The following is a 14,544-nucleotide window of genomic DNA, read 5'->3' as shown; positions in this document are numbered from 1 at the left end:
GTCGCTCCTAACCGTCGGCCGGGCGCGGTCCGCGCCGGTAGTGGTAGGCGTGGTGGGTGACGAAGCCCAGCCGGTCCCAGAGTGCGCGGGCGCCGTCGTTGTCGGCCTCGACCTGGAGGTACGCGCCCGAGGCGCCCTCGTCCAGCGCCTTGCGGGCCAGGGCCGCGACGACGGCCGTGGCCAGCCCGGTGCGGCGCAGGGCGGGGTCGGTCTCGACGGCGGCGAAGGACGCCCAGCGTCCGTCGACCGCGCACCGCCCGATGGCGGCGGGCGGGCCGCCCGCGGTGCCCGGGACGCTCGCGAGCCACACGGAGGGGCCGCCGGTGAGCACGGCGAGGGCCGCGTCGCCGAGTCCGCCGGTGCGGTGGTAGCGGGCGAGCCATCCGGTGTCCGGTTCGCGGGTCAGCGTCACGTGTTCGGCGCCGGGCAGGTCCGCGAGCGGCGCGAGCGGGGCGGTGCGCAGCAGGGCGTGGCCCTCGGCGGTCCAGCCGAGGCCGTCGAGGGTGTCCGCGAGGGCGTCGTCCCCGACCTGGATGTACGCGGGCAGGCCGCGTTCGCGGTACCAGTGGGCCACCGCCTCGGCGGCGGCCGGGGCGGGCATGCCCGGTTCGCCGAGCGGCAGCGCGGAGTTGGCCCGCCGGGTGAAGCCGCCGGCGGCGCGCAGGGTCCAGGTGCCGAGCCGTGCGGTCTCGGGCGCGGGCCAGCAGCGCGCGGCGCTCTCCTGGAGTTCGCGGGCCGTCGCGCGGGGAGCCCGCGCGCCGCGCCGGGCGGGCGTGTCGGGCACGATCTTGGCCGCCACGAGCAGGCGTTCCGCGATGCGGACGGCCGCGCCGTCCCTGCGGGTGACGACCAGTTCGCCCCCGTCCCACGATGTGAGAACCCCTACCGCGTCGGTGAACACGGGGCGTCCGCCGACGATCTCTGCGATACGGCGGGTTGACACGCGTTTGCCCACGTCAGAGGGGGTTATCCGTACGTCAGCCCGGGCTCCGGCGGTGAAATCCATGCTCATGACCGCCCCTCCTGTTCGTCTGCCGCCCAAGAACGGAGATACTAGGTGCGGGCATCGACGACGCCGCGCTCCCGCGCGAGACAGCCCTATCGAGGAGGAACGACAGCGTGACCTACGTCATCGCGCAGCCTTGTGTCGACGTCAAGGACAAGGCGTGCATCGAGGAGTGCCCGGTCGACTGCATCTACGAGGGCCAGCGGTCCTTGTACATCCACCCGGACGAATGCGTCGACTGCGGAGCCTGTGAGCCGGTCTGCCCGGTGGAGGCCATCTTCTACGAGGATGACACCCCGGAGGAGTGGAAGGACTACTACAAGGCGAACGTCGAGTTCTTCGACGAGCTCGGTTCGCCCGGTGGTGCCTCCAAGCTCGGGCTGATCGAGCGCGACCACCCCTTCATCGCCGCTCTGCCGCCGCAGGGCGAGTGACCCCGACAGTTGTGGGCGGTCCCGCACGGCACACCGCCGTGCGGGGCCGCCGTGTTTGGCGGCCCCCGGCCGTTCGGTAACGGAAAGTGAGCACCAGCGTGGCGCAGCCCGTCTCGTCCAGACTCCCCGTCTTCCCGTGGGACCGGCTGGAGCCGTACAAGGCCACGGCCGCCGCACACGCCGGCGGCATCGTCGACCTGTCGGTGGGCACCCCCGTCGACCCGGTCCCGCACATCGTCCGCCGTGCGCTGAGCGAGGCCTCCGACAGCCCCGGCTACCCCACGGTGTGGGGCACCCCCGAGCTGCGGGCCGCCATCACCGGCTGGGCGGGGCGCCGGCTCGGCGCCGCGGACCTGGGGGACACCCATGTCCTGCCGGTGGTCGGCTCCAAGGAGCTGGTCGCCTGGCTGCCGACGCAGTTGGGCCTGGGCGCCGGCGACAAGGTCGCGTACCCGCGGCTGGCCTACCCGACCTACGAGGTCGGCGCGCGCCTCGCGGGCGCCGAGCCGGTCGTCTACGACGAGCCGACCGGGCTCGACCCGGCGGGCCTGCGGCTGCTGTGGCTCAACAGCCCCTCCAACCCCACGGGGCGGGTGCTCGGCAAGGACGAGCTGCGCCGGGCGGTGGCCTGGGCGCGCGAGCACGGCGTGCTGGTCTTCAGCGACGAGTGCTACCTCGAACTGGGCTGGGAGGCCGACCCGGTCTCGGTGCTGCACCCGGACGTCTGCGGCGGCTCGTACGAGGGCATCGTCGCCGTCCACTCGCTGTCCAAGCGCTCCAACCTGGCCGGGTACCGGTCCGCCTTCCTGCTGGGCGACCCGGCCGTGCTCGGTGAGCTGCTGCAGATCCGCAAGCACGGCGGCATGATGACGTCCGCCCCGGTGCAGGCCGCCACCATCGCGGCCCTCGGCGACGACGCGCATGTGGCCGGGCAGCGCGAGCGCTACGCGCGGCGCCGGGCCGCGCTGCGCACGGCGTTCGAGGCGGCCGGTTTCCGCATCGAGCACAGCGAGGCCAGCCTCTACCTGTGGGCCACGCGCGACGAGTCGGGCTGGGACACGGTCGCCGACCTGTCCAAGCGCGGCATCCTCGTGGCGCCGGGCGACTTCTACGGTGAGGCCGGCGAGCGGTTCGTGCGGATCGCCTTCACGGCCACCGACGAGCGGGTCGCGGCCGCCGTGCGCCGCCTGACCGCCTGATCCGTTCCGGAGCAGCCCGAAGGGCCCGGGGAGCCGAGGCTCTCCGGGCCCTTCCGGTGCGGCTGTGGGGGTCAGCCGCCGAGGGGAAGCCCCTTGAGGGGAAGCTGGTCGGTGGTGGGCAGGCTCTGCAGCGGCAGACCGGTCTTGCCGGCGCGCTTGCCGACCTCGACGGCGGCGCCGCCGATGGTGCCCGCCGCCTTCGTGGCGACGCCGCTGACGGCCGGCTGGGCCGTCTTGCCGAGCCCGGCGACGGTGCGCGCCGCGGCGGGCACGGTCTGCTGGACGGCCTTCACCGCGCCGGAGTCCTGGGCGGCGTTGGTGACCGTGCCGGCGAGTTCCGGGGCCTTGTCCACGTTGGTCAGCCCACCCAGGTCGCCGACCTGAGGCAGCTCGGCTGCGGACGCGGCACCGGCACCGATGAGGGGAGCCGCGGCCGCGCCGACCAGCAGGGCGGCCCGGGCGATCCGACGCGTGAGGGGGAGAGACATGGTGCTCCTCTTACGGAGAGACGACAGTTACGGCGTGACATGTCCGCGGGGCGGACGTCGTGACTACCGCGTGAGGTGCCCCGAAGGTTGCGGCCGCCCAAGGTAAAGAGTTGGTAATGCGGCGCGTTCCGGCGCCAGGTAAAGCGGAGCAATTCGGGCGTTGTGAGCTGCACCGACGAAACGTCACAGCCCGTCCTCAGAAGGAGTTTTGACGCTTCGCCAAGACGGTTTCCCATCTGATGGGTTTGGCGTACAAGCGACCCGCCTGGGGGTGAATGCCCGCACTATTGCGCGACGGTGATGCGCACGTCTTCCGCCGCGGCACCGGAATCGGCGCTATTCGATTTCGTCCAGCCCTTGCGGGAGGCCGCCGCGGACCACTCCTGGTGCGCGAACGCCACTTTCTCGACCTTCAGTTCGTCCGCGTGTGCCACCGCCCACTGCGCCAGTTCCCAGCCGCGCCGGGCATCGCCGCCCCGCGCCCCGCCGCCGGCCGGTGCGGACGGCACCGCCACCGTCCGCCGGTCCGGGGACTGTTGGGGGGCGGCCCCGGCGCGCTCGGGAGTGTCGGCGTTCTTGGCGTCGCCCCCGGCGCCGCGGGCCGCCAGCGTCCGCGGCGCCACCTCCGGGCCGAACTCCCGCACCAGGCGGGCCCGTACCTTCGCGGGGTCCCCGCCGGCGGCGGTCCGCCCGCCGTCCGCCGTCGTGCAGGTCAGCGCCGCACCGTGACGGCCCGTCAAGGCGGCGGCCAGCAGCGCCGCGTCGGCCTCGTGCTTGGCGTACGCCTGCGGGTAGCCGCTCTTCTGCACCCGCTGCGCGGCCACGGTGAGCGGCAGCCGCGAATAGCCCTGGATCTTCACCAGGCCGTCGAAGAACTCGTTCGAGGCGTAGACCGGGTCCATGATCTGCGCCGCCGTGCCCCAGCCCTGCGAGGGACGCTGCTGGAACAGGCCCATCGAGTCGCGGTCGCCGTGGTTGATGTTGCGCAGCGCTGACTCCTGCATCGATGTCGCCAGCGCTATCGCCACGGCCCGCTCCGGCAGCCCGCGGGAACTGGCCACGGCGGCGATCGTGGAGGCGTTGGCGGCCTGCTGCGGCTCCAGCCGCAGCGTGCCGCCCTCGGCGGTCACCGTGCACTCGACGGCCCCGGGACCGCCGATCAGACCGAAGTGGTAGGCCGCGTAGCCCGCGACCCCCAGCAGCACCAGCGAGGAGGTGACCAGGCGCGCGGCCCGCCGGCGCCCCCTGGGGGCGCGCGCGGCGGGACGGGACGAGGACGTCGGCTTCGGCACGCGCACACCGTACCGAAGGCGGCTGTGCCGCCCCCGGTATTCGTCCCCCGGTAGGGTCGGCGCCATGGAACGGCCCGTGCTCGATCTCAGTCAGGACGCCGCCGCGGTGACGGCGCAGCTCGTCGACATCCCCTCCGTCAGCCTCCACGAGAAGCCGCTGGCCGACGCCGTCGAGGCGGCACTGCGCGCCCTGCCGCACCTCACCGTCGACCGCGACGGCGACGCCGTGGTCGCCCGCACCCGTCTGGGGCGCGCCGAGCGGGTCGTGCTCGCCGGGCACCTGGACACCGTGCCCATCGCCGACAACGTGCCGTCCCGGCTGGACGACGACGGCATCCTGTGGGGCTGCGGCACCTCCGACATGAAGTCCGGCGTCGCCGTGCAGCTGCGCCTCGCCGCCACCCTCCCCGAGCCCAACCGCGACCTCACCTTCGTCTTCTACGACGCCGAGGAGATCGAGGCCGAGCGCAACGGGCTGCGGCGGCTGGCCGAGCACCACCCCGACTGGCTCGAGGGCGACTTCGCGGTCCTGCTGGAGCCCACCGACGCCAAGGTCGAGGGCGGCTGCCAGGGCACCCTGCGGGTCCGCGTCGAGACCACCGGCCGCCGCGCCCACTCGGCCCGCAGCTGGCTCGGCGAGAACGCCATCCACAAGGCCGCACCGATCCTGGCCCGGCTCGCCGCGTACGAGCCCCGGCAGGCCGTCATCGACGGACTGACGTACCACGAGGGCCTCAACGCCGTCATGATCGAGGGCGGTCACGCCGGCAACGTCATCCCCGACTTCTGCGCGGTGATCGTCAACTTCCGCTTCGCCCCCGACCGTTCGGAGGCCGAGGCGTTCGCCCACGTCCGCGAGGTCTTCGAGGGCTTCGACGTGCTGCTCACCGACAGCGCCCCCGGCGCCCTGCCCGGTCTGTCCCACCCCGCCGCGGCGGCCTTCGTGGCGGCCATCGGCACCGAACCCGCCCCCAAGGACGCCTGGACCGACGTCGCCCGCTTCTCCGCGCTCGGCGTCCCCGCCGTGAACTACGGCCCCGGCGACCCCCGGCTCGCCCACACCCGCGAGGAGCACGTCGCCGTCGCCGCCGTCCTGGAGGCGGAGCGGAAACTGCGCGCCTGGCTGGTGTAACGAGCTGTTAAGCGGCGCGTTCTTGATCCCTGCGGTGGGCGCGTGCGTACCCTGACCGGACCGGGGGGACGCAGCGAAAGGAGCGCGACATGGACCGTGACGCGGAGGAGGCGGCGGCAGCCGAGACGGCGGCGGCGGAGGGCAGCTCCACGGGCCGTGACTGGCCCGAGCGCCACACCGGCCCGGTGGTGCGCCGCCGGGGCCAGGTGCAGAAGTCCACCACCGACCAGCGGCTGCTGGACACCCGCGGCCCGTCGGACTGGGTGCACGGCGATCCCTGGCGCGTGATGCGCATCCAGTCCGAGTTCGTCGAGGGCTTCGGCGCCCTGGCCGAACTCGGCCGTGCCGTCAGCGTCTTCGGCTCCGCCCGCACACCCGAGGGCGCACCGGAGTACGAGACCGGCGTCCGCATCGGCCGCGCCCTGGCGGAGGCCGGCTTCGCCGTCATCACCGGCGGCGGGCCGGGCGCCATGGAGGCGGCCAACCGCGGCGCGTGCGAGGCCGGCGGCGTCTCGGTGGGGCTCGGCATCGAGCTGCCCTTCGAGCAGGGGCTCAACCCCTACGTCGACATCGGCGTGAACTTCCGCTACTTCTTCGTCCGCAAGACGATGTTCGTGAAGTACGCCTCCGGCTTCATCGTGCTGCCCGGCGGCTTCGGCACGCTCGACGAGCTCTTCGAGGCCCTCACCCTCGTGCAGACCCGCAAGGTCACGCAGTTCCCCATCGTCCTGTTCGGCACCGCGTACTGGCGGGGCCTGGTCGACTGGGTCCGGGAGACCGTCGTCCACCAGGGCAAGGCGTCCCCGGTGGACCTGGAGCTGCTGCACCTCACCGACGACGTGGACGAGGCCGTCGCCCTGGTGACCAAGGAGAGCGGGGACTAGCGGGACGCCCCGCACCGACTGCCGCGCGCCGGTGTCGACCTCCGGCCCCGGCGTTCCGGGACCGGGGGAGGAGTCCGCGGTGCGGGAGGCCCTCCCCGCGGTGCCGCCGCCGCGGCCGCTCGGCCGCGGCAGCAGCCTCACCGCGGGCCGTTGCGTGTGCGGCGACCACCGTGGCACGGCTCGGCGCGGGCGGCCCCGTCAGGCCAGTCCGCGCCGGGCGACCGCCGGCGGGCGGCGGCCCGCGATCGAGGCGACCATGTCGAGCACCTGCCGGGTCTCGGCGACCTCGTGCACGCGGTACACCTGCGCGCCCAGCCACGCCGACACCGCCGTCGTCGCCAGGGTGCCCAGCAGCCGTTCCTTGACCGGCCGGTCCAGCGTCTCGCCGACGAAGTCCTTGTTGGACAGCGAGACCAGCACCGGCCACCCCGTCGCCGTCATCTCCGGCAGGCGCCGGGTCGCCTCCAGGGAGTGCCGGGTGTTCTTGCCGAAGTCGTGCCCGGGGTCGATGAGGACGGCGTCCCGCCGCACCCCGAGGGCGACCGCGCGTTCCGCGAGCCCCACGGTGACCTCGAGGATGTCGGCCATCACGTCGTCGTAGCCCACGCGGTGCGGCCGGGTGCGGGGCCGCGCGCCGCCCGCGTGCGTGCACACCAGGCCGACGCCGTGCGCGGCCGCGACCTCGGCGAGCCGGGGGTCGACCCCGCCCCACGCGTCGTTCAGCAGGTCCGCGCCCGCGGCGCAGGCGGCCTCGCCGACCTCGTGCCGCCAGGTGTCCACGCTGATGACGATGTCCGGGTGGCGCCGCCGCACCTCGGCGACGAAGTCGGCCGTGCGCCGGATCTCCTCCTGCGCCGACACCTCCGCGCCCGGGCCCGCCTTGACGCCGCCGATGTCGATGATCGCGGCGCCCTCGGCCACGGCCTGCGCCACGCGCGCCAGGGCGGGCTCGTCGCTGAAGGTGGCGCCCTGGTCGTAGAACGAGTCCGGCGTCCGGTTCACGATCGCCATGATCACGGGCTCGTGCTCGCCGAATTCCCGTGTGCCCAGCCTCAGCATGTCGTGCCCGTCTCCTCGAAATGTGATCCGCCGACCGAAGATAGTCGCCGACCGCGCACCGCGCGCACGGCGCGGCGTGGCACGATCGTGCCGTACAGGTCGGGCCGACTCCGGGAGAGGTCTTGTTCTGGTTCTTGCTCATCGCGCTGGTCGCGGTGGTCGCCGCGGTGGCCCTCGCGGTGCTCGGCGACGGCGGGGGGCTTCGCGACGTGGAGCCGGACCGGTTGGACGACCGGCTGCCCCAGGAGCGCCCGGTGGGGCGCGCCGACATAGAGCAGCTGCGGCTGCCGGTGGCCGTGCGCGGCTACCGCATGCTCGACGTCGACGACGTGCTGGACCGGCTGGCCGCGGAACTCGCCCAGCGCGACGCGCACATCGCCGACCTGGAGGCGGCCCTCGCCGGGGCGCACGCCACCGCGTTCGGCGGCCCCTCGCTGGTCAAGGACGCCGCCCAGGACGCGGAGGACGCCGCCCACGAGCCCAGCGGGCCCGGGGGCGAGCGATGAGCGGTGCGGTCGTCGGGGCGGACGGCAAGGCGCGCTGCCCCTGGGGACTGGAGACCGCGGCCTTCGCGGACTACCGGGAGTACCACGACACCGAGTGGGGCCGTCCGGTGCACGGCGAGGCCCCGCTGTTCGAGCGGGTGTGCCTGGAGGCCTTCCAGTCGGGGCTGTCGTGGATCACGATCCTGCGCCGCCGCGAGGGCTTCCGGAAGGCGTTCGCGGGCTTCTCGCCCGACGCCGTGGCCGTGTTCACCGACGAGGACCGCGAGCGGCTGCTGGCCGACACCGGCATCATCCGCAACCGCGCCAAGATCGACGCGGCCGTCTCCAACGCCCGGGCCACGCTCGAACTGCGCGCGGGGTACGAGGGCGGCCTGGACGCCCTCGTGTGGTCGTACGCCCCCGATCCCGCCGCGCGGCCCGCCCCCCGCACCTCCGCGGACGTACCGGCGGTCACGGCGGAGTCCACCGCCCTGGCCAAGGACCTCAAGAAGCGCGGGTTCCGCTTCGTCGGCCCCACCACCGCCTACGCGCTGATGCAGGCCTGCGGGCTGGTGGACGACCACCTGGCCGGCTGCTTCGCACGCCGCTGAGGGCCCGCGGCAGCCGGCCGCCGGAGGCCGTCAGCGGCCCAGGTAGTGGGGCTTGTCCTTCTTGAGGAAGGCCTCGACCGCGATCCGGTGGTCCTCGGAGGCACCCGCGAGGGTCTGCAGTTCGTCCTCCTTGGCCAGGCTCTCGATCAGCGAGTGGTCCTCGCCGTACGCCAGGGACGCCTTGACCGCGGCGTAGGCGACCGTGGGCCCCTCGGCGAGGCCGCGGGCCACCTCCGCGGCCACGGCGGGCAGGTCGGCCGCCGGGACGAGCCGGTTGACGATGCCGAGCTGGTACGCCTCCTGCGCGGGCACCGTCCGCGGGAAGAGCAGCAGGTCGGCGGCGCGGCTGCGGCCGATGAGCCGGGGCAGCGTCCAGGAGGCGCCGGAGTCGGCGGTCAGCGCGACGCCGACGAAGGAGGTGTTGAACCCCGCGGTGTCCGCGGCCACGCGGTAGTCGCAGGCGAAGGCGAAGCCCGCCCCCGCGCCCGCCGCGACGCCGTTGATCCCGGCGACGACCGGCTTGGGCATCGTCGTGATGGCCGTGACGATCGGGTTGTAGTGCTCACGGACCGTGGACATCGAGGAGCCGCCGTCGCCGCCCGCCTCGATGATCGAGATGTGCTCCTTGAGGTCCTGGCCCACGCAGAACGCCTTGCCGGTCGCCGTCAGCAGCACCGCCCGCACGGCCCGGTCGGCGCCCGCGGCCTGCAGGGCGTCGCGCAGGGCGACCTTGGTCTCGACGTTCAGCGCGTTCATCGCTTCGGGGCGGTTCAAGGTGATGGTGGCGAGCCCGTCGCTCACCTCGTACAGCACGGTGTCCGTCATGTGATCCCCTTCGTCGCGGCTCGCGTTCGGGGTCAGCATGCCGGAGATCACCGCACACGAACATGTGACGTCCATCAAACGCACGCGAGTGGGCGATCACCGAAATGGACGGTTTTGCGGGACCGCGTTCTCGAACGGATGGGAACCGATGTTGGTCATCGGGTCACCCGATGCGGGATAATGGCCGAGAACCAATGTGTTCGAGTCCGGTGGCGCCTGGGCCACCGTGTGCGAAGAGCTGGTTTCAGGAAGGGGAACGAGCATGGCGGCCATGAAGCCGCGGACGGGTGATGGCCCGCTCGAGGTGACCAAGGAGGGGCGGAGCATCATCATGCGCGTTCCGCTCGAGGGCGGCGGACGGCTTGTCGTCGAGCTGACCCCGGACGAGGCGGATGCACTCGGCGAGGCATTGAAGAAGGCCATCGCCTGAACCGGCCAATCCAAGCCTTGGGCCCCCGGCAGCACGCATGCGCCGGGGGCCGCTTGCTTTTCTTTTCGGAACGGCCGGACGCTTCACGGCGCCCGGGAATGCGGACGCGGACCGGCGGGGGCGGATGCCGGAATTGTCAGCCGCGCCGTACCGCGCAGAGCAGGCCGTCGTCGGTCGGCAGCAGGACGGGGGCGAGCGCGGGGTTGTCGCGGACCGTCCGCATCAGCTCGCGCAGCCGGATCACCTCGGCCTCCTGGTGGGCGGCGTCCATCGCGCGGCCCTGGGCGAAGGCGCCCTCGAAGCAGACCAGGCCGCCGGGCCTGAGCAGCCGCAGCGATTCGGCGAGGTAGTCCGGGTACTCCAGCCGGTCCCCGTCGCAGAAGACGAGGTCGTAGCCGCCGTCGGCGAGGCGGGGGAGCACGTCCAGCGCCCGGCCGGAGATGCAGCGGGCGCGGTTGGTGGCGAAGCCGGCCTCGCGGTAGGCGCCGCGGGCCAGTTGCTGGCGGTCCGGCTCGGTGTCGACAGTGGTCAGCACCCCGTCGGCGCGCATGCCGTGCAGCAGGTGGATGCCGGAGACACCGGTGCCGGTGCCGATCTCCACGACCGCCTTGGCGTCGGTGGCCGCGGCGAGCAGGCGCAGCGTCGCGCCGGTGCCCGGGGAGACCGGGCGCACTCCTGCCTCGCGGGCTCGCGCGCGGGCCCGTATCAGCGCGTCGTCCTCGGCGACGAAGGCGTCCGCGAACGCCCAGCTCGCCTGCCGATTCCCGGTAATTGCCCTCTCCTGTCCGCGTGACGGTTGCAGCCCGCCCGGCGACTGTATCCGTTGCGGTCGGGAACCCGGAGATGGGACCAGTCGTTGGGAGGTTCGACAGATGGTGGGGAACGAGGGCCGCGGCGATGAGCTCGGCACTTATCCGGAGCTAACGGGCGAGGTGGATATGGTAGGGGCTCTACTGGACACCACCAGAGCCGACAGGGGAGGTGCGGCTGCGGCGGGTCACCGGGGAGTGCTTTCGCGCTTTCGCAGGTCGGCCGGCGAGCCGAAATCCGTGACCGATACAGCTGACGACCGTCCGCGATCCGACGAGTCCTCGACAGTGGCCGCCAACGCGACCTTCGCCACCGACGGGGGTGCTCAGACGTGGACCCCTCCCTCATGGGAGGAGATCGTCAGTACCCACAGCGCCCGGGTCTACCGTCTCGCCTACCGCCTGACGGGCAACCAGCACGACGCCGAGGACCTCACGCAGGAGGTCTTCGTCCGGGTCTTCCGTTCGCTGTCGACGTACACGCCCGGCACCTTCGAGGGCTGGCTGCACCGCATCACCACCAACCTCTTCCTGGACATGGTCCGGCGCCGCCAGCGCATCCGCTTCGACGCCCTGGGCGACGACGCGGCCGAGCGCCTGCCCAGCCGCGAGCCGTCCCCCGCGCAGCACTTCGCGGACACGCACTTCGACGCCGACATCCAGCAGGCGCTGGACACCCTGGCGCCGGAGTTCCGCGCCGCGGTCGTGCTCTGCGACATCGAGGGCCTGTCGTACGAGGAGATCGCGGCCACGCTCGGCGTCAAGCTCGGCACCGTGCGCAGCCGCATCCACCGCGGCCGCTCCCACCTGCGCAAGGCGCTGGAGCACCGGGCGCCCGCCGCCCGTCCGGGCCGGGCACCCGTCCTGACCACGGGCCGGGCGGCCCTGGAGGGCGGGGGCACGTGAGCAATACCCGCAGCCGGCATCTGCACTGCGCCGAGCAGCACCTCGGGGACCATCTCGCCGCCTTCGTCGACGGCGAGCTCCAGGACGACGCCCGTGACCGCGTGCTGGCGCACCTGGCGACCTGCACCGAGTGCAAGGACGCCGCGGACGAGCAGCGCCGTATGAAGGACGCGATCGCCGCCTCCGCGCCGCCCGCCCTCTCGGCGGGCCTGCTGGCCCGCCTCCAGGAACTGCCCGCGGGCGACGGCGACGGCACGGGCGGACCCTTCGACGGCGGCTTGATGCAGGCCGCCAGCCTCGGCGGCGAGCGGCTGAACGGCGACCTGTTCGGCCAGGCCCGCGAGGAGTTCGCGCTGCCGCTGTCGGCGTCCGCGTCCCGGGGCTTCCGGATCCACGAGACGGCGCGCCCCGCCACCCCCGGTGCGCCGGGCCCGACGGGCTCCGCGGCCCGCGGCCGGCGGCGGTTCGCCTTCGCTGCTGCGGCCGGCGCGTTCTCCATGGCGGCCATCGCCCTCGGCGGCGCGCTCCCGCTGGACGGCGCCCCGGATCCCGGCATGGACGAGACGGGCGCCGCGGTGACCCCGCTGAGCTCGCAGCAGTCCGCCCGGCCGGCCGCCGACGTGTGGGCCAGGCCCACCGACGACCTCCTGCACCCCACCAACGGCGCACGGCCCTTCGCGCTGACCTCGCCGTCGTCCATGGGCCGGGTCGACCCGGCTGCCGTCGCGCGTTCCCTGGCGGCACCCCCGCCGTCCGCGTCCGCCACCGGGACGCCCGCCTCGCCGGACGTGTCGGTCGCGCCTGTTCCCGCCGGCACGGTCACCCCCCTCCTGGGCACCTTCCCCGTCAGCCGCTGAGCGGGCGGCTGCGGGCGGCGCCGACTCCTGGTTCAATCCAGGGAGGACAGGTCGTCGTAGGGGAGCACTGTGGACCAGGGGAAGGCCGCCGGGCCGAAGTGGTGGAGCCGCCCGGAGCCGGTGACACCGGCTCCGCCGGAGGCGCATGCCGCGCCTGCCACGCCCTCCCCGCAGGCCCCGGAGGACGCCGTGCCGCGGCACGGCTCCGACCCGTACGACACCCCGCCCTACGGTGAGCCCGGACCCTGGGCGCCCGCCCCTCCCGTCACCCGTCCGGCGGACACCCCGCCGCCCGCCGTGCCTCCTGTGCCGCCCATGCCGCCGCACACCGCGGCCCCGGCCGCGGGACCGGTCCCGCCGCCGCTCCCGGTAGGCCAGTGGCACCGCTACGACCCCTGGGCGGCCCCTGGGCCGCTGCCCGCCGCCCCCCGGACCTCGCGCCGCCGCGGCCCGCTGGCGGCCGTCCTGATCGCCCTCACGCTGGCCGCGGGCGGCCTCGGCGGCGTCCTGGGCGCCTATGCGGCGCGGGACGGCGGATCGGAGCGGGTGACCCTGCCCCAGGCCTCCGCACCCGGGGAGGCCGGGAAACGTGCCCCGGACAGCGTCGCGGGCATCGCCGCCAAGGTCCTGCCGGGCGTGGTCTACATCCACGTCAAGAGCGACAGCGGGGAGGGCACCGGCACCGGCTTCGTGCTGGACGACGAGGGCCACATCCTCACCAACAACCACGTCGTGGAGACCGTCGCGAAGAGCGGCACCATCTCGGTGACCTTCAACGGCGGCCAGATCCGGACCGCGAAGATCGTCGGCCGCGACACCGGCTACGACCTGGCGGTCATCAAGGTCGCCGGCGTCAAGGGCCTGCGCCCGGTCACCCTCGGCGACTCCGACGCCGCCCAGGTGGGCGACCCGGTGGTCGCCATCGGCGCCCCGTACGGCCTGGAGGGCACCGTGACCTCCGGCATCATCAGCGCCACCCAGCGCCCGATCACCGCGGGCGGCGAGACCGAGGGCAGCGACGTCAGCTACGTCGACGCCATCCAGACCGACGCCCCGATCAACCCGGGCAACTCCGGCGGCCCGCTGGTGGACTCCCGGGGCCTGGTCATCGGCATCAACAGTGCCATCCGCTCGGCCGACAGCAGTTCCGACCCCTTCGGCAACGGCAGCCAGGGCGGCAGCATCGGCCTGGGCTTCGCGATCCCCGTCAACCAGGCGAAGCGGGTCGCCGAGCAGCTGATCAACAACGGCAAGGCCACCCATCCGGTGATCGGTGTCAGCATCAATCTGCAGTACGACGGCGACGGCGCCCAGGTGAGCCCCGAGGGCGAGGGCGACGGGGACTCCATCACCCCGAACGGTCCCGGCGCCAAGGCCGGCATCGAGCCCGGCGATGTGATCACCGCCATCGACGGCAAACGGGTGCACAGCGGCGAGGAACTGATCGTGCGCATCCGCAGCCACCGTCCCGGCGACAAGCTGGCCCTCACCCTGAAGCGGGGCGGCAAGGAGCGCAGCGTCCAGCTGGTCCTGGGCTCGGCCACCGGCTGACCCCGGGCCCGGGTTTACCCCGGCGCGGTCTACTGTTGACCCCGGCCCACTCCCGTCTTCCTGGTTCGGGCAGGTACGGTGAGATCCGCGGGATTTCGTCCGCCGGCCGAGGACCACGAGGAGCTGCACGGTGTTTTCAGACATAGGCGTGCTGGAGGTCGTCGCGCTCGTGATCCTTGCCGTGCTCGTGTTCGGGCCCGACAAGCTGCCCAAGGTCATCAGGGACGTCACGCAGTTCATCCGCAAGGTGCGTGAGTTCTCCGACAGCGCCAAGGCCGACATCCGCAAGGAGCTGGGCCCGGAGTTCAAGGACTTCGAGTTCGAGGACCTCAACCCGCGCAACTTCGTCCGCAAGCAGCTGCTGGACAACGACGAACTCGGCCTGAAGGAGATCCGCAACGGATTCGACTTCAAGGAGGAGATGTCCGCGGTCGCCGACGCGGTCCACGGGCGGGACAGCGGTTCGTCCGCCGGTTCCTCCGGGTCCTCCGGCACGCCGGACCGGCTGAAGAAGCGGGACGGGCTGGAGCCGGGCGAGGCTCCGCCGTTCGACTCCGACGCCACCTGAACCGGGGC

At 73.5% G+C, this 14,544-nt stretch carries 18 protein-coding genes; 11 read left to right on the top strand and 7 right to left on the bottom strand.

What is annotated here, in order from left to right; all coding sequences use genetic code 11:
* Positions 1-7: 7 nt before the first annotated feature.
* Entirely contained in the window at positions 8-1,006 is a 999-nt protein-coding gene (locus ACIP64_RS02030; protein ID WP_401581141.1) for a GNAT family N-acetyltransferase, read from the bottom strand.
* A gap of 113 nt (positions 1,007-1,119) precedes the next feature.
* Here ACIP64_RS02030 and fdxA point away from each other — a divergent pair, with 113 nt between their 5' ends.
* Entirely contained in the window at positions 1,120-1,440 is a 321-nt protein-coding gene (gene fdxA / locus ACIP64_RS02025; RefSeq protein WP_018561461.1) for a ferredoxin, read from the top strand.
* 86 nt (positions 1,441-1,526) lie between these two features.
* Positions 1,527-2,639, top strand: a complete 1,113-nt coding sequence (gene dapC, locus ACIP64_RS02020) for a succinyldiaminopimelate transaminase (protein ID WP_401580673.1) — start codon at positions 1,527-1,529, stop codon at positions 2,637-2,639.
* A gap of 71 nt (positions 2,640-2,710) precedes the next feature.
* Here dapC and ACIP64_RS02015 read toward each other — a convergent pair whose 3' ends face one another.
* Both ACIP64_RS02015 and ACIP64_RS02010 read right to left on the bottom strand, forming a co-directional pair.
* Positions 2,711-3,127 carry an ATP-binding protein gene (locus ACIP64_RS02015; protein WP_360907385.1) on the bottom strand — a complete coding sequence of 139 codons (417 nt, stop codon included), beginning with the start codon at positions 3,125-3,127 and terminating at the stop codon, positions 2,711-2,713.
* A gap of 284 nt (positions 3,128-3,411) precedes the next feature.
* Positions 3,412-4,419: a heavy metal transporter gene (locus ACIP64_RS02010; RefSeq protein ID WP_401580671.1), complete on the bottom strand. Its 1,008-nt coding sequence runs from the start codon at positions 4,417-4,419 to the stop codon at positions 3,412-3,414.
* Between the two features lie 64 nt (positions 4,420-4,483).
* On the opposite strand from ACIP64_RS02010, the gene dapE reads away from it, so the two are divergent.
* Together dapE and ACIP64_RS02000 are read left to right on the top strand one after the other, a co-directional pair.
* Positions 4,484-5,551: a succinyl-diaminopimelate desuccinylase gene (dapE, locus tag ACIP64_RS02005; RefSeq protein WP_401580669.1), complete on the top strand. Its 1,068-nt coding sequence runs from the start codon at positions 4,484-4,486 to the stop codon at positions 5,549-5,551.
* A gap of 89 nt (positions 5,552-5,640) precedes the next feature.
* Positions 5,641-6,435: a TIGR00730 family Rossman fold protein gene (locus ACIP64_RS02000; protein ID WP_360907380.1), complete on the top strand. Its 795-nt coding sequence runs from the start codon at positions 5,641-5,643 to the stop codon at positions 6,433-6,435.
* Between the two features lie 198 nt (positions 6,436-6,633).
* Here the strand turns inward: ACIP64_RS02000 and folP are convergent, their stop codons facing one another.
* Positions 6,634-7,494: a dihydropteroate synthase gene (folP, locus tag ACIP64_RS01995; protein ID WP_401580667.1), complete on the bottom strand. Its 861-nt coding sequence runs from the start codon at positions 7,492-7,494 to the stop codon at positions 6,634-6,636.
* A 122-nt stretch (positions 7,495-7,616) separates the two neighbouring features.
* On the opposite strand from folP, the gene ACIP64_RS01990 reads away from it, so the two are divergent.
* The gene (locus ACIP64_RS01990) at positions 7,617-8,000 is read left to right on the top strand and encodes a DivIVA domain-containing protein (RefSeq protein ID WP_401580666.1); all 384 of its coding nucleotides are present in this window, start codon (positions 7,617-7,619) and stop codon (positions 7,998-8,000) included.
* On the top strand, positions 7,997-8,590 hold the full coding sequence (locus ACIP64_RS01985; RefSeq protein ID WP_401580665.1) for a DNA-3-methyladenine glycosylase I: 594 nt from the start codon (positions 7,997-7,999) through the stop codon (positions 8,588-8,590). Before ACIP64_RS01990 ends, ACIP64_RS01985 begins: the two co-directional genes overlap by 4 nt.
* 30 nt (positions 8,591-8,620) lie before the next feature.
* Here the strand turns inward: ACIP64_RS01985 and ACIP64_RS01980 are convergent, their stop codons facing one another.
* Entirely contained in the window at positions 8,621-9,415 is a 795-nt protein-coding gene (locus ACIP64_RS01980) for an enoyl-CoA hydratase/isomerase family protein (protein ID WP_401580663.1), read from the bottom strand.
* A 262-nt stretch (positions 9,416-9,677) separates the two neighbouring features.
* Between ACIP64_RS01980 and ACIP64_RS01975 the strand changes: the two genes are divergently transcribed.
* Entirely contained in the window at positions 9,678-9,845 is a 168-nt protein-coding gene (locus tag ACIP64_RS01975; protein ID WP_018561471.1) for a DUF3117 domain-containing protein, read from the top strand.
* A gap of 136 nt (positions 9,846-9,981) precedes the next feature.
* Here the strand turns inward: ACIP64_RS01975 and ACIP64_RS01970 are convergent, their stop codons facing one another.
* The gene (locus ACIP64_RS01970) at positions 9,982-10,647 is read right to left on the bottom strand and encodes an O-methyltransferase (RefSeq protein WP_401581138.1); all 666 of its coding nucleotides are present in this window, start codon (positions 10,645-10,647) and stop codon (positions 9,982-9,984) included.
* Between the two features lie 136 nt (positions 10,648-10,783).
* On the opposite strand from ACIP64_RS01970, the gene sigE reads away from it, so the two are divergent.
* Positions 10,784-11,560 carry an RNA polymerase sigma factor SigE gene (gene sigE, locus ACIP64_RS01965; RefSeq protein WP_360907370.1) on the top strand — a complete coding sequence of 259 codons (777 nt, stop codon included), beginning with the start codon at positions 10,784-10,786 and terminating at the stop codon, positions 11,558-11,560.
* Entirely contained in the window at positions 11,557-12,417 is an 861-nt protein-coding gene (locus ACIP64_RS01960) for a zf-HC2 domain-containing protein (protein ID WP_401580661.1), read from the top strand. Before sigE ends, ACIP64_RS01960 begins: the two co-directional genes overlap by 4 nt.
* Positions 12,418-12,449: 32 nt before the next feature.
* On the opposite strand, the gene ACIP64_RS01955 is transcribed toward ACIP64_RS01960, so the two are convergent.
* On the bottom strand, positions 12,450-12,578 hold the full coding sequence (locus ACIP64_RS01955) for a hypothetical protein (protein WP_401581182.1): 129 nt from the start codon (positions 12,576-12,578) through the stop codon (positions 12,450-12,452).
* Here ACIP64_RS01955 and ACIP64_RS01950 point away from each other — a divergent pair.
* Complete coding sequence (locus ACIP64_RS01950; RefSeq protein WP_401581136.1) at positions 12,538-13,968, top strand: S1C family serine protease; 1,431 nt, start codon at positions 12,538-12,540, stop codon at positions 13,966-13,968. The genes ACIP64_RS01955 and ACIP64_RS01950 overlap by 41 nt on opposite strands.
* A 130-nt stretch (positions 13,969-14,098) precedes the next feature.
* Positions 14,099-14,536, top strand: coding sequence for a sec-independent translocase (locus ACIP64_RS01945; protein WP_401580660.1), 438 nt, complete (start codon positions 14,099-14,101; stop codon positions 14,534-14,536).
* Positions 14,537-14,544 lie beyond the last annotated feature (8 nt).

The organism is Streptomyces sp. NPDC088733 (assembly GCF_044751185.1).
Classification (GTDB): Bacteria; Actinomycetota; Actinomycetes; order Streptomycetales; family Streptomycetaceae; genus Actinacidiphila.
Note: the sequence above shows the minus strand (reverse complement) of the source record. Positions and strands in the feature narration are given on the sequence as shown.